12 protein-coding genes are annotated in these 14,659 nt (G+C 47.6%); 4 read left to right on the plus strand and 8 right to left on the minus strand.

What is annotated here, in order from left to right; genetic code table 11:
• Positions 1–47: 47 nt before the first annotated feature.
• From C7B77_RS09950 to tmk, 3 genes are all read right to left on the minus strand, one after another.
• Positions 48–1,400, minus strand: coding sequence for an MFS transporter (locus C7B77_RS09950; RefSeq protein WP_106303576.1), 1,353 nt, complete (start codon positions 1,398–1,400; stop codon positions 48–50).
• A gap of 168 nt (positions 1,401–1,568) precedes the next feature.
• Positions 1,569–2,585 carry an S-layer homology domain-containing protein gene (locus C7B77_RS09955; RefSeq protein ID WP_106303579.1) on the minus strand — a complete coding sequence of 339 codons (1,017 nt, stop codon included), beginning with the start codon at positions 2,583–2,585 and terminating at the stop codon, positions 1,569–1,571.
• Between the two features lie 360 nt (positions 2,586–2,945).
• Positions 2,946–3,629: a dTMP kinase gene (gene tmk, locus C7B77_RS09960; RefSeq protein ID WP_106303582.1), complete on the minus strand. Its 684-nt coding sequence runs from the start codon at positions 3,627–3,629 to the stop codon at positions 2,946–2,948.
• 108 nt (positions 3,630–3,737) lie between these two features.
• Here tmk and C7B77_RS09965 point away from each other — a divergent pair, with 108 nt between their 5' ends.
• Together C7B77_RS09965 and C7B77_RS09970 are read left to right on the plus strand one after the other, a co-directional pair.
• A complete protein-coding gene (locus tag C7B77_RS09965) occupies positions 3,738–4,178 on the plus strand; it encodes a hypothetical protein (RefSeq protein ID WP_181243797.1) in 441 nt (146 codons plus the stop codon).
• A gap of 100 nt (positions 4,179–4,278) precedes the next feature.
• On the plus strand, positions 4,279–4,716 hold the full coding sequence (locus C7B77_RS09970; RefSeq protein ID WP_106303585.1) for a peroxiredoxin: 438 nt from the start codon (positions 4,279–4,281) through the stop codon (positions 4,714–4,716).
• Between the two features lie 120 nt (positions 4,717–4,836).
• Here C7B77_RS09970 and C7B77_RS09975 read toward each other — a convergent pair whose 3' ends face one another.
• Complete coding sequence (locus tag C7B77_RS09975; RefSeq protein WP_106303588.1) at positions 4,837–5,328, minus strand: hypothetical protein; 492 nt, start codon at positions 5,326–5,328, stop codon at positions 4,837–4,839.
• A gap of 396 nt (positions 5,329–5,724) precedes the next feature.
• On the opposite strand from C7B77_RS09975, the gene glgP reads away from it, so the two are divergent.
• Both glgP and C7B77_RS09985 read left to right on the plus strand, forming a co-directional pair.
• A complete protein-coding gene (gene glgP, locus C7B77_RS09980; RefSeq protein WP_106303591.1) occupies positions 5,725–8,283 on the plus strand; it encodes an alpha-glucan family phosphorylase in 2,559 nt (852 codons plus the stop codon).
• Positions 8,284–8,679: 396 nt separating this feature from the next.
• Positions 8,680–9,141 (plus strand): hypothetical protein, encoded by a 462-nt coding sequence (locus tag C7B77_RS09985; protein ID WP_106303593.1) that lies wholly within the window; start codon positions 8,680–8,682, stop codon positions 9,139–9,141.
• 106 nt (positions 9,142–9,247) lie between these two features.
• On the opposite strand, the gene C7B77_RS09990 is transcribed toward C7B77_RS09985, so the two are convergent.
• The 4 genes from C7B77_RS09990 to C7B77_RS10005 all read right to left on the minus strand — a co-directional run bounded on the left by C7B77_RS09990 (position 9,248) and on the right by C7B77_RS10005 (position 14,248).
• Positions 9,248–10,246: a CorA family divalent cation transporter gene (locus C7B77_RS09990; protein WP_106303597.1), complete on the minus strand. Its 999-nt coding sequence runs from the start codon at positions 10,244–10,246 to the stop codon at positions 9,248–9,250.
• Positions 10,247–10,381: 135 nt separating this feature from the next.
• The gene (gene trmD / locus C7B77_RS09995; protein ID WP_106303599.1) at positions 10,382–11,071 is read right to left on the minus strand and encodes a tRNA (guanosine(37)-N1)-methyltransferase TrmD; all 690 of its coding nucleotides are present in this window, start codon (positions 11,069–11,071) and stop codon (positions 10,382–10,384) included.
• A 37-nt stretch (positions 11,072–11,108) separates the two neighbouring features.
• Entirely contained in the window at positions 11,109–11,807 is a 699-nt protein-coding gene (gene bioD, locus C7B77_RS10000; RefSeq protein WP_106303602.1) for a dethiobiotin synthase, read from the minus strand.
• 143 nt (positions 11,808–11,950) lie between these two features.
• Positions 11,951–14,248, minus strand: coding sequence for a protein kinase domain-containing protein (locus C7B77_RS10005; RefSeq protein ID WP_106303605.1), 2,298 nt, complete (start codon positions 14,246–14,248; stop codon positions 11,951–11,953).
• Between the last annotated feature and the right edge of the window lie 411 nt (positions 14,249–14,659).

Raw genomic sequence — 14,659 nt, forward strand, 5'->3', positions numbered from 1 at the left:
ATTCACTATCCACTATCCACTATCCACTATTCACTACCCTCTACCCTCTACTCCTCACTTCCGATTAATAGTATCAAAGTAGCGATACAGGCGAAAAAGGCTCCGACGGTAAATGTAAATCCAGAACCGATTGTCAGCCAACACCAACCAGCAATTAGATTGGCAATTAATAAGGTAATACCAATAGTTAGATTGAATAAACTCAGTGCTGTTCCCCGTCTACTCGGCTCTACAGAGCGACTGACTAAATCGATGGTTAAACCCTGAATCATTGCCAAATGCAGGCCGTACAAGCCAAATAAACACCAAATCTGGACATTTGTGGTGACGACTGCTAGCCCAAAGTAGACGATCGCGTGGAGCAAAAAACCTGTCAGCAGCAAGCGAATCTTGAGAGATCGATTATCGCGATTGGCAGATAGGCCGAGGACGAGCGAACTTATCGGATAGGATACTAAGGCAAAGACTAAATTCATCACGACGAGTCCCACGGGAATAAATGCTGGGGACATGCCAATGTCGATCGATTTCATCAGCATGAACGCATCGCTGGAGTTGCCGAGATTGAAGAAAATAGCCGCGATCGCTAGCAGCCAATATTCCCCACCTAATGCTGGTACATCTCGCCAATAAATCGGGTTGTAACTTGGCAATGAGTCCGATCTCTCGGAGTGGCGAGTGGTAATTGCGCTAGAAGACACATTGCGGTGCTGCTGTGATGGCGCAACTCTGGAATAGAATTCATCATTTCCAGCGAGCAAGCCAGTCATTTCAGCTGGTAATGTTAATAATTTCCTGGGTTTTTGGACGGGTTTGACTACTAATATTAATAAAGCTAATCCCATACAACTGGGAATAACCGCACTAGCAAATATGAGTTTGTAACCATTCGGATCGAGATACAAGATCGCTCCAGCGATAATCGAACCGATACAAGCTCCAGCAATTAATAGCGACTGTCGCAAGCGATAAGCCTTGGAGCGCGTTTCTTCTGACGTCAGATCGGCCATCAATGCCTTGCGCGGCGCGACACTGATTCCCTGTCCGAATCGATCGCCAAATTGAGTCCAAATTACCCAGATCGGATCGAGAGCGATGGGTAGCAGCGATCGCATCAATGTAGCAATTCCGTAGCCAACTACTGCGAGTCCTTTTTGCATTCCCAGATAATCGCTCAATCCCCCAGAAAAAACGCGCATGATTGCGACTGTGGCGGCGGAGATCCCTTCGATCTCGCCAATTGTCATTGCCCCACCTTGTAATTTTAGTAAAACAAAGATCGGTAGAACCGATCGAATCATTTCGGCACTAATATCGACTAATAAGCTTGAAATACTTAAAATCCAGACCTGATAAGGTAAACGTTGGTGTAATCTCTCCTTGGGAGAATCGAGTCTCATAAAATAGCGAATAAAAAAGTTTAAAAGGTATTTAAAATTAGAAATTATAAACTAGTAGATGCAACGCGATTTTTTGAACGTTCGCTCGGCGATCGCGTTGCATCTATAAAGATGTCAAAATGTAGACGATATTTACGTTACTCCCTTATCCAGATCGGTTGCTCCTAGTTATTGCTGCGGTTGAATTTTGCCTTCTTTGACCAAGGATTGATAGATTAAAGCAGCAGCATCGGCACGGGTGGCATTGGCTACTGGTTTGAGTAGATTGGTACTTTTATCTTTAATAATCAATCCCGCATCGATCGCGGCTGCCATTTTGGCTTGGGCAAATTTGGGCATCCGATCGACATCTTTGTATTTACTCAATACTTTGTTCGTACTAGCAGGTACTGGCAGTTTCAACCCTTTGGCTAGGGATATCTGTAATTGATAGCGCGGAATCGGTTGATTGGGAGCAAATTTGGTCGGCGAATAGCCAGTCATAAATCCTAGTTGCACCGATTTATCGATCGCCTCTTTGCGGGGATAATCGATCGGAATATCGGCAAACTTAGATGTTGCCATTGCTACTGGTTTATCGGCAAATGCGCGATCGAGCATTTTGGCATATTCCCCTCTGGTAATTTCCTTACTGGGATCGAATTTACCACCTCCAAAATCATCGAGAATTCCCCGTTTTTGCAACTCAGTAATATAGTCTCCTGCCCAAAACTGTTTGGGAATATCGGTAAAAACTGGGACTACCGAAACTTGCTTTGGAGTTACTACCTGGGGTACGACAGTTTTAGGCGTTTCGACAGGTACTTCGACTGTTTTGACAATCGGCGGGGGGACGATCGTCGTTGTGGGTGTAATAGGAGCCGATTGCGGGGATACGATGGTCGTTGTCGGTGTATTAGGAGCCGACGGTGGCGTCTCCGTGCGCGCGCTATCGGCGATTGTCCGTCTTTCTCTGCCGATATAGATATTGCGATTGCCTAACGCGCCGAATTGACGATTGGAATTGTCGTTGCCAAGGCTAGAAATCGCACCTTGGAACATCGGTTGGTACTTTTGACCGATCCCCCAGAAAAATACCGTACCGATCCCAGCTAGAGCTACCCCGATCGCGATCAGTTCGTCCGCAGTCAGGCGGCGACGACGATTGGGATTAGAATTGGGATTGGGATTGGGTGAGTTTGTCATAGTATTTACCTAAATGCTAAATTTTTAAAAGTTAAAGAATTTTGGTATCGATCGTCGTTGATGCTGCGATGCCAGCGTCTAAGCAAGTCCAAACCCGCCGACTTAAGTAGTTAGCACGGTACTCTGGGCCTAAACGCTCTATCGTGGTAGCGTCACAATAGCGATCGGTAAAATCTTGACAGGATCGCTCCAAATCTTTGATTTGACAACAATTGATGTCAACAAAATGCTATCTTAACTCCCGAGCTTTATGAGGTAGCAATTTTGCCGAGGTTGACTAAATTTCCCCGCTCGATCTGATTTTAAATAGGATTATCGCATCATTTGTCTTTAAGTTACAAAACTATTGAGTATTTAGTCCTAGTTAGGGAAGCGCGCATCCTTTACTATGGCAGTATCTGCCCTACCTAAATCGAACCATTCCTGCTGCGTTAATATTGCTTGAATCTCCATCTGGATGACGGCAGCGGTGCGATCGGCATCGATACGAACGATCCGATTTGGATAGCTATTTGCTAACTCTTGATAACCCTGTCTGACCCGGTAGTGAAAATCTAAATTCGCCCGCTCCATCCGATCTGGCTGACCGCGCAATCCAACCCGTTGCAAACCGATCGTCACATCGAGATCCAGCCAGAAAGTCAGATCGCTCTGCAAGCCACCCGTGGCTAATTGATTAATCCGATCGATCTCATCGCGATCGAATCCTCGTCCGTAGCCTTGATACGCAATTGTCGAATCGGTAAATCGATCGCACAAAACCAGATCGCCCCGTTCTAGATGCGGCTTGACGATCGATTCAACATGTTGAGCGCGATCGGCACCATATAATAATAATTCGGTGCGATTTCCGATCTCGTTACTCGGGTCGTTCAGCAACATCTGGCGAATCTGTCGTCCTAAATTTGTCCCACCTGGTTCGCGTGTAATAATGACAGATTTACCCATGCCAGGTAAGCTTTGGAGCCAATCTGCCGCCAACTGAATCTGCGTACTTTTGCCAGAGCCTTCGACTCCTTCAAACACGATAAACTTACCACTCATTTTTAGCTAAAAATTGGATCTAACTTCACTACAAATTAGTGAATTAATCTGGTACGATGTCAAGGGAATTTCAGATAACGAAACTTTGTTCTTTAGAGATCGATTACTATGTCTCGCTATGTATGTCATTTTTCAGTAAATCTACAATCTGCAAACATCCGCTCATCGCTGCGTAAATTGGCGGAGACTTGCGGGCTAGAGACAATCTACGATCTGGACGATTACCTGATGGCTAGAGAGATTCCCGGTCGCGTCGCATTTGCCAAATTAGTAACCGCAGAAGTCCTCATCGACACGACTCAGGCCACTTCCACCCATATTAAACTGAGTTTTGTCGTCAAAAATGAGGAATTACCCCTCAAGAGCAACAATCACTGTCGTCAAATCTTCGACCTCCTCCGCGCGACCATTGCCCGAGATTTTGATTGGCAACCATTGAGCGCAGGACAATCTACCGCCACAGCCCCAGTATCCAAGTCCCAGAGCGATCGTTTTGGCAAATCCGACTCTCACGCCAAAACTACCCCTCGCCAGACCATGATGAACTAACGATCGGATGATATTTTAGTACTAAAGCTTGAAAAATAGCTTGATCGCGTCTAGAGTAAGCTGTGTTAGCACATCTGAAATATTACAGGGAAATTATCTCATGGCTCTGGCTGTAGGCACAAAAGCTCCTGATTTTAACGTTAAAGACACCAATGGTCATCCAGTGACACTCTCTGGATTAGCTGGTAAGAAAGTTGTCATGTACTTCTACCCGAAAGATGATACCCCTGGTTGTACGAAACAAGCGTGCAGTTTCCGCGATAATTATGCCGTATATCAAGACAAAGGCATTGTGATTCTCGGCGTCAGCAAGGATGATGAATCTTCGCACCAAGATTTTACTAAAAAATTCAATCTCCCATTCCCGCTCCTAGCCGACACCAAAGGCGAAATTATTGCAGCATATGATGTCGATGGCGGCGGCTATGCCAAACGCGTCACTTATGCGATCGACGAGAATGGCACGATCGTCCATGTCGATAGTAGCGTTAAGACCGATACTCACGCTAATGACATTTTGACCGCTTTGGGCTATTAATTACCCCCAAGACCGAGCTTGTCAGACAACATCCTTCGCAAATAAATCCCCGACTTCTTAAGAAGTCGGGGATTTGTGGATAATTGCCTCAAACCTAAAGCCTAAAACCTAAAGCCTATCCTACCGATACTCGTACTTAACCACAATCGGTTTGACTGTTTCTGGAGCGATCGAGTTGACGCTCTGTGTCGAGATTTCGTGTGTAAATGACGTGGATTTGCCAGCCGGAATCGTGATATTTACCGGAACGATCGCTTGCTTGATCGAGACATCGTTAGAGATGAATTTAGCCACGATGTAGTAAACATAGTGAGGCTGCTGGCTCTGATTCTCGATCGACCATTTGACAGTGAGCAGAGATTTATCCGAGCTATTGCGAGTGACCGTAATCTCTTGGACTCGGAAGTCACGCTCGGCATCAGATTGACTGGGATTGGATGCTACATTATTTTTTTGAGCTAGCAGTTGAGGTTGTCTATCTACAGACATCCCAACAGCAGAATTGGCGATGGCAGACTCAACACCAAAGCCTTGGATCGTAGACCGACTGCCGATCGAGATCCAGAGCGCACCAATCGACATGATGACAGACAAATATTGACTGGTTTTCATATTGTGTAAGGTGTTGAAAAATGTGTATCGGCGCATACTAATTATCTTAATCTCTTTAGTTTGACAATCGCGAAAGCTGGCACAGCTTCCGCATATTGGCTTGTCTTTGCTCTATGACAAAAGTCTTAAGCGCATCCCTCAAACTCAACAAATCGCCGATCGCTGTGTTCTCTTATATGTACCCATTTAGACAGAAACAATTACCATCCTCGGCTAGAATTATTTGTAAGTTATAATGTCCGTCCTCTCTTTCTCAAAAACTACACAAGTTATTACCTACATCGACAATTTGGCCGATCGCGAAACTTGTAAAGATATTGTGGAGAAACTGCTACCTACCGACCATGGTGGGTAACAATAAGAGATTGAGGAATTAATTGCCGAGGAAGTTTATTGATGCAGCCGATTCGTACATTCAACGTTTCTCCTTCCCTACCAGCCTCACTCGAACCCCTACGGCAGCTTGCCTATAATCTGTATTGGGACTGGAATACGGAGATCAAAGAACTATTTAGAAGACTCGATCGGGATTTATGGGAAGCTACCCGTCACAATCCAGTCGCTCTCTTGGCTAGAGTCAGTCAGTCGCGCTTGCAAGAAGTTGCCGCTGACGATGGTTTTCTAGCTCACATGGAACGCGCAGTAGGCGAACTCAATACCTACTTACACGATCGCAGTTGGTACAAACACAAACGCGCCGATCGGGTTGGCAAAGAATGCTTTGCTTATTTCTGTGCTGAATTTGGTTTGGTAGACTGTCTGCCAATCTATTCTGGCGGTTTGGGCGTACTAGCGGGAGATCACCTCAAATCGGCTAGTGACTTAGGGTTACCCTTAGTTGCTGTCGGATTGTTATATCAAAAAGGCTATTTTGCCCAGTATCTCAATGCTGAGGGCTGGCAACAGGAACGTTATCCAGTTAACGATTTTCACAATATCCCCGTTCAACTCGAACGCAAACCCGATGGCTCCGAACTGCGCGTAGCAGTTGAGTATCCCGGACGGATGGTATATGCCCGCGTCTGGCGCGTCCAAGTGGGCGTCGTTCCGCTCTACTTGCTCGATACCAATATCGAACCAAACAGTGCCTACGACCAAGATATTACCGATGCCTTGTATGGTGGCGATCTAGATACGCGGATCCATCAAGAAATCATGTTAGGTATCGGCGGTTTCCGCGCGCTAGAAGCGTTGGGACACAAGCCGAGCGTCTATCACATGAATGAAGGACACTCTGGCTTCCTGATTCTCGAACACATTCGGGTGCTGATGCAACGGGATGGACTCTCCTTTGTCGAAGCTCGACAAGTCGCTCAGTCTACTCAGATTTTCACGACTCATACGCCTGTGAGTGCGGGATTCGACCTGTTTCCGCCAGACAAGACTATCCATTATGTCGGTCATTATGCGGGCATTTATGGACTGAGCAAAGATGACTTCATGGGCTTGGGACGCGAAAATGCGGCGGATTTAAATTCGCCCTTTAGTATGGCAGCTCTGGCAATGAAGACTTCCAGCTTTGTCAACGGCGTAGCCAAGCTCCACGGCGTCGTCTCGCGGGAAATGTTCCAAAACATGTGGAAAGATGTCCCCATCGATGAAGTGCCGATTACTTCGGTCACTAACGGCGTCCACGCCCGCAGTTGCGTCGCCAAATCCGTACAGGAATTGTACGATCGCTATTTAGGCCCAGAATGGTCGGAAAAATCGATCGAAGATCCGATTTGGCACAAAATGGATGCGATTCCCGATGAAGAACTGTGGCGCAATCACGAGCACAGTCGCTCGGAAATGGTCGTCTACGTTCGCGATCGCATCGTCAGCCATCTCAAAGAACGCGGCGCGACTCTAGCCGAAATCAACCACGCTCAAGAAGCATTAGATCCAGGCGTCCTGACGATCGGGTTCGCGCGGCGGTTTGCGACATACAAGCGCGCGACATTGTTCTTGCGCAATTTAGAGCGGATTAAAAAGATCTTAGTCGGCAATAAAGAACGCAAAGTTCAATTCGTGATTGCGGGTAAAGCTCACCCCAAAGATATCCCTGGTAAAGCACTAATCCGCGATATCGTTCACTTCACGCGCTCCGAAGGCATGAACTCGGTCGTATTCGTCCCCGACTACGATATTTATGTCTCGCGGGTGATGGTAGCTGGTTGCGATATTTGGCTGAATACGCCCCGACGTCCGCACGAAGCTTCTGGTACCAGTGGCATGAAAGCGGCGATGAATGGCTTACCCAACCTGAGTATCCTCGATGGTTGGTGGGATGAAGCCGATTACGTCCGCACGGGTTGGCCGATCGGTCATGGCGAGCTATACTCCGATGAAGATTACCAAGATAACGTCGAAGCCAATGCTTTCTACGATCTGTTAGAGCAAGAAATCGTCCCCTTATTCTACGATCGAGACAAAGAAGGTTTACCTCGGAAATGGATTGCCAAGATGAAAGATGCCATCCGGCTCAATTGTCCGACATTCAATACCGCACGGATGCTGCGCGATTATGCGACTGTGGGTTACTTCCCCGCTAGCGATCGCAACCATGTCGTCACCGACAACCATTATCAAGCTGGTAAAGATCTCGCCCATTGGAAACAAAAGATGCTCAAACATTGGGGCGATCTCAAAGTCCAAACCGTCGATGTCTCCGCACCAGAAGATATCAATGTCAATCAGTCGATTTCCGTTAAGAGTCTGATTCAACTGGGAAGTTTGGAACCCCATGACGTCCAAGTCGAATTGTATAAAGGTGCCGTGGACACCAATGGCAAAATCGTCAACGCAGACACCACTGTAATGACCTACCAAGGTCGGGACAACAACGGGAATAGTCTGTACACCAGTGAGATTGCTTACGCCGCTAGCGGCCTTCAGGGCTTGTCTCTGCGCGTGTTGCCTCACCACCCACATTTGAGCAATCCTTACGAACTCGGATCGATTCTGTGGGCGTAGAAGACTAGGCTTTAGGTGTTAGGCTTTAGGCTTTAGGCTTTAGCAGAAAAGGGATTAGACCATTTGTCAGCAGACTCATCCTGCTAATCCAGATTGAAATATTAGCTAAACCATAGGGAGTAATGACGATCGAAATCGTCGCTACTCCCTATTTTTATGGCTAGATCTCAAAATTTGTCCGGCTCGGCAGATCGATTGACTGTATCTATTAGATAGCTAGCAAAACTTGTTTGGAACATTTCGTAATCTAGCTGCGTCAAGGTGGAGTAATCAGGCAAAAACTCAAACCTGAAGCTCGACCCAGACCAAATTTGGATTAAAGAAAAGTTTCTTTTTCAAACAGAAACACCAAACATAGTTAGTCGAGCGAATCTACTTAAAAACGAGAAACCCAAGATGAAAAAAAATATTGTTGCATTAGTTATGTTGTGCTCTTCAGTTGCTGCTCTAAGCATGAGCGCACCAGCACAAGCACAAGTGGGTCAGAACACGATCGGACCAGCTTTGGCCATCGGTAACGGACAAACAACTGTTGGCGTAAATTCTAAATTTAGAGTTAGCGATAATTTATCCTTACGTCCATTTATCTACTTCCCTAGCGGCGGTACTACCTTTGGTAGCGGTCTTACTTATGATTTCAACTTAGCTAACAGCGGTAGCAAAGTTCAAATCACTCCTTTTATCGGTGGTGCTGTATTTATTAACTCCGGTGCTGGTAGCAACACAACTGTTGCCTTCACTGGCGGTGCAGATTTTGATATCACTGACACCATTCAATTAAAAGCAGCTTTAGATGTGCCCTTGAGCAGCAACAATTCTAGCACCCTCGTAACTCTCGGTGCTGGTTTCAAATTCTAGAGACTCTTGACGATCTTAAAATCGTCAGATCGTAAGTGTAAAATTAAGCCTTCTCTAGTTAGAGAAGGCTTTTTCGTGAGTAAATCGAACAGCAATTAGATTAATTTTAGAATAATTGCTGTCGCCGTAATAGAAATAAAGTAATTGACAATGTCGCGACCATTGTTAAAATTGCCAACCAGAAACCGACTGGTTCTTGCGTCCAGGGCACACCACCAACATTCATCCCAAATACCCCTGTAACTAATGTGATAGGTAGAAAGATGGTAGTGACGATCGATAACATATACAAGTTCTGGTTGACAGTCTCTTGAAGCTGTCCAGCAATTTCTTCTTGAAGTAATCGAGCGCGCTCTTGAACTAATTCCAAATCCTGAATGACGGCATCTAATCGTTCGAGATTGCGGCGCAGTTCCGAAACATCGATTTCTCGGCACCAAGCAGGTAAACGGGGTATCAAACGTTGAGACAATGCCTGTCGATTGCCAGTAAGGTGACGGCGCAATCTGGCTAGACTTCTACGTGCGGTGCCTATTTCCCCGCGTTTATCTTGAAAATTTCCTTTGAGAAGCTGGTCTTCGATTTCATCTACCACCTCACGGATGTCGATCGTTACACTACTAAATATCTCGGTCATGTATTCCAGTAGATGTACCAACAGATCGATAGATGTCTCGATCTGTTCTCCATGCAGCAGAGCTATCCGCAATCGATCGGTTGCTTTAAGCGGTCTTCCGCGTACAGAAATCATACACCCCCGATCGAGATAAATCCGCACCAATCCCAAACTATCTGGCTCGGCATCAAATTGATAATGTAAGTCGCCTAATATCCCGACAAAACCATCCTTGAGCGATTCTAATTGAATATGTGGCTCTGAATCTAACAACATCTCTCTAGCCACTTCTGGAATATACTCACAACTAGCAATCCAGGTGCGAGCGCGGACATCAGCGAGATTGAAATGTAACCAGATTAATCGATCGGCAGTGGCAAATTCTGCCGTTAGGGCTTCCCATTCTAGTGGCTGTGGCGGTAATTGAGGGCGTAGTAAAAAACCACAAATCAGACCGCGATGGTCTGGTAATTCAATTGGTGTCCGCATAAACTTAACTAGTAAGTGGTTAGAAAGATCGATCTGGCGATCTGGCGATCTGGCGATCGAGCGGTCGAGATCTGAGAAAATTCAAGGTCATCTAGGGATAATCGATCGCCATAACTGCCAATATTCCTTGGCTACTCAAGTATTTTCCAGCCATTTAGTATATAGATCGGGACGTTTTGCTTGGGTACGATCGAGTTGTTGTTGGTGTCGCCATTGCGCGATTTTCTCGTGATTGCCAGACATCAAAACATCGGGAACGCGCCAGCCGCGAAATTCTGGCGGACGCGTATAGTGGGGATAATCGAGTAAGCCATCTTCAAAACTATCGGCTTTGAGAGATTCCACTTTACCGACGGTTCCAGGTAACAATCGCGTGATGCCATTAATCAGCGTGAGTGCGGGAATTTCGCCACAAGTCAAAACAAAATCACCTAAAGAAATTTCCCGATCGACAATATTCATCACCCGCTCGTCGATCCCTTCGTAATGACCGCAGATCAATACTAACCGATCGCAATCATTACGTAACTCTTCAAATAAGGCTCGATCGATCTTTTCGCCTTGGGGACTCATCAACAACACCTGCGAGCGATCGAAATGCGGTAACGACTCCACTGCTGCAAAGATCGGTTCTGGCTTCATCACCATCCCCACACCACCGCCATAAGACTCATCATCGACCTTGTGATGGCGATCGATTGTAAAATCGCGCGGATTGGTAATATGTACCGACGCAATCTGTTTGGCTAAAGCTTTCTCCATCAAGCCACAACCGAGAGGAGAGGTAAAAAATTCGGGAAATAAGGTAATTATGTCAAAGCGCATCGGGAACTATCGTTGCAATTATCGATTATCAATTAATTCAAACCCTTACCTGTCGCCCACCGTAAGCCAGATTTGGTAATAATACCTCTAGTTCAAGATTGGCAGCGGCGGCTGCTAATAAATCGAGATCTTCCAGATTTGGTAAATAGGGAAGACAACCGAGTACGGGAGTGTTAGTCAGCGATTGAATCAGCTCGGCGGGGGCAAGATTGGCGATTTCGGCGTCCGAGAGCGGCTGCGGACAATTGAGAACGATCCCACGTAACTGGACATTATAATGTCTTGCTAGTGCGACATTGGCAACAGCCAAACCGATCGCGCCGAGTTTGACCGGGACTACTAATACTGTCGGCAATCGCCACTCCCTCGCTAAATCGGCGACGACAAGTTCCGCTGTCAACGGCGTCCCCAAACCGCCGATCCCTTCTACCAAGATCAAACCATGCCGTGGGAGCATCCGTTGGAGAGCTTGCCAAGCAATACCTAGATCGATATCGACTCCAGCTTGCGCGGCGGCAATCGGTGGTGCGAGCGGAGCTTCGAGATAAATCGGATTAATATCCTCGATCGATCGAGCGAACACCCGACTATAAAACTCCCGATCTCCTCTACCACACTGAATTGGCTTGAGAATCCCCCAATTTTGCTGCGGACGATACTTCCGCCCATATGCTGCTAATGATGCTGTAAGAGCGGTTTTACCCGCCTCTGTGTCGGTACTGGTAACGAGGAGCATGTGGAGGGTGGATGAGTGGATGGGTGGATGAGTGGATGAGTGGATGGGTGGATGAGTGGATGAGTGGATGAGTGGATGAGTGGATGCTTGCGTGCTAAAACCTAAAGCTTAAAGCCTAAAGCCTAAAACCTCAAACCTCAAACCTATTCACTATCTGTAGCACCGCTATTCGGTGCAGTATTAGTTTTGGCTGGGGGTACGGGAATGCCGACGGAGGGTTCGGGGCTGGGCGTATTACTAGGGTTGGTATTGCCGGAATCTGTCGTAGATGGACTCGATTGAGGTGTGGATTGGGTCGTCCGATTGCGTCTGCGGCGGCGGGTGGGGGTAGCAGTTGTTTCGTCGGTGGATTCGACGCGAGTGCGTCTGCGGCGGGTAGTGGGGGTAGTAGTTGTCTCGTCGCTAGATTCGACGCGAGTGCGTCTGCGGCGGGTAGTGGGGGTAGCAGTTGTCTCGTCGCTGCTGGACTCAACGACGCGGTTGCGTCTGCGGCGGCGGGTGGAAGTTGATTCTTCGGTTGACTCGTTGTTCCGTAAGCGTTGCCTAGTGGTGGAACTAGTTGAGGATTCGGTGCGATTGCGGCGGCGATTGCGCGTAGGGGGAACGGTTCCGATCGGAGTGGGTGAGGGTGAGACACTGGGGATGGGTGCGGGAAAAGAGCTGGGAGTGCCGTCCTCAATTGACTGATTCGTGCTCGGGCTAGTCGTAGGTGTTGGATCGATGCCACTGTTATCATTGGGCAGTGGTACCGCTGGGGTGGTTGTCCCATCTGGGATGGCTGTCGCGTCTGGGGAGGGCGTACTGGTGACAGTGGGTGCGGCTGAAGGAATAGCCGCAATTTGAGTGATACTCAGTTTGTATGGAAAGGCATTACCCTTTAAGCCTTGGATCGGGCGCAACTCGATCGTGTATTCTCCAGATGTGGGCACTGCTCCACGCCAACCAACCACCCGATCGGCTCGATCGTCGATCGGGCTGCCTGCTGGCGTCTGGATCGTCATCAGGACTTGAGTTGCGGCCATTGTCGGCACGGAGATGGGTGGATTCTGGGACTGAGTATCAGTCGCACTGGGGCTGGGTGAAATGCTGGGGATCGGGCTAGAGAGAGATGTATCTGAATCGGAGCTGGTTTGACTGCTGGCCGAAACTAGCTGAATATCTAGATTTTGCCCAGCTAGCGCGGCTACTCGAAATTTGACAGGGTTCTCGGTGCTTACCGTACCCTCTTTGATAATCGGTCGATCCATTTCTGGTTGGATCGTGTCGCTGCTAGTAGGGCTGGGGCTGCTGGTATCTGTCGGAATTGTGGGATTATTAAAGTCGATCTGTTTGGGTGGGGTGGTGACAACGGGATCTGAAGATTCGCGGTGGAGTAGTTGGCTCACGCCAAACCACGAACCAAAACCAGCTAGCAGAGAAATGAGGATCCCCACCGGAATAAATACTTGCGGCTTTTCCCAGATCGATTTGCGATCGAGATTGGTAATTGCCGTTTGCGAACTGCTAGCGGCTGCGGGAGTACCTTTTTTACCGCCGACGGCAACGGTGGGTAGGGTAGAGAGGCGATTATTGCTGAGTTTCTGCGGATCGATCGGTTGTAGATTGGGGTTGGCAACGGCACGCAAATCGCGCTCGACTTCGGCAGCGGATTGGTAGCGATCTTCGGGATTGGGACTCAACATCTTACTCAGACAATTGGCAAACCGATCGTCGATTTGCGTCCATCTGCGCCAGTCCCAGTTCATGTTACCGCTTTCAAATAGGGCACTGGGTTCTTTGCCAGTTAATAAGACGATCGCCGTTACGGCTAGTGCGTAGAGATCGCTATGAGGATAAATTCTACCGCTGTGGATTTGTTCGCTGGGTGCGTAACCCGCACGTCCTACGGAAACGCCACCATTGAGGGGGACTGCTTGGAGTTGATTGGCAAATTCTTTGACGATGCCAAAGTCGATAAGTACGGGCAAGCCGTCGCTCTGACGGCACACGATATGTTCGGGGCAGATATCGCGATGGATGACGCCTTGAGTGTGAATGTAACCGATCGCTGGCAAAATTTTTAATAACAACTGCCAGACTTCACTCTCGCTAAACACCGTCCCCAGATCGCGATGTTCTGCTAAAATTTGACCGTAGGTTTTGCCATCAATATAATCTCGTACTAAAAAAAGGCGATTTTGGTCTTCAAAAGTCGTCCAAAAATGTGGCAACTGCGGTAGATCGAGTCGTTGGAGTAAAGTGGCTTCCTGCTTAAACAGTTCCTTGGCTTTGACTACGGCACTAGAAAATTGCGAAAACGGGGTCAATTCCTCGATCGCGCAATAGGCATCGGCACGTTGGCGATCGGTCGCGAGATATGTACGCACCAATCCTCCCTCTTCTAAGATGTTGAGGATGCGGTAACGTTGCTGCAAAATAGTATCTGGGGCAATTGGTAGCATACGATGTGCTCGCTCGAGTTACGGAAATCGAAACTATAGCAATTCTAAATCATTTGTGAGATTCGATCTCGATCTATATTTCGATCGAGCTTTACCGATCGTTCTACTATTTTTTGGTCGATTGCGAACGCAATCTTTATTTCGATCGGGGATATTGAAGGGAATTGGCCTCAAGCCGATCGCAGCTCTAACCGAGAGGGTTTGCGATGGTTTTAGGAGCGCGAGAGATCCCGCACTAGATCGCCTTAATTTTGCGCTGGATTGGCAACAGCCGAGGGCGATGGTATTCCTTTGCAGATCGGGCGATTGGAGTTTACGGTGAGTGCGATTATTGCTTAGAGGATGTTTGAAAAGTGGGGAGGTGGGTAAAAAAGCTCACAAGAGCATAAGCTACGAATAGAAAGTAAGTAG

Origin of the sequence: Chamaesiphon polymorphus CCALA 037, from assembly GCF_003003845.1 — a bacterium.
In the GTDB taxonomy this organism is placed as follows: Bacteria; Cyanobacteriota; Cyanobacteriia; order Cyanobacteriales; family Chamaesiphonaceae; genus Chamaesiphon; species Chamaesiphon polymorphus.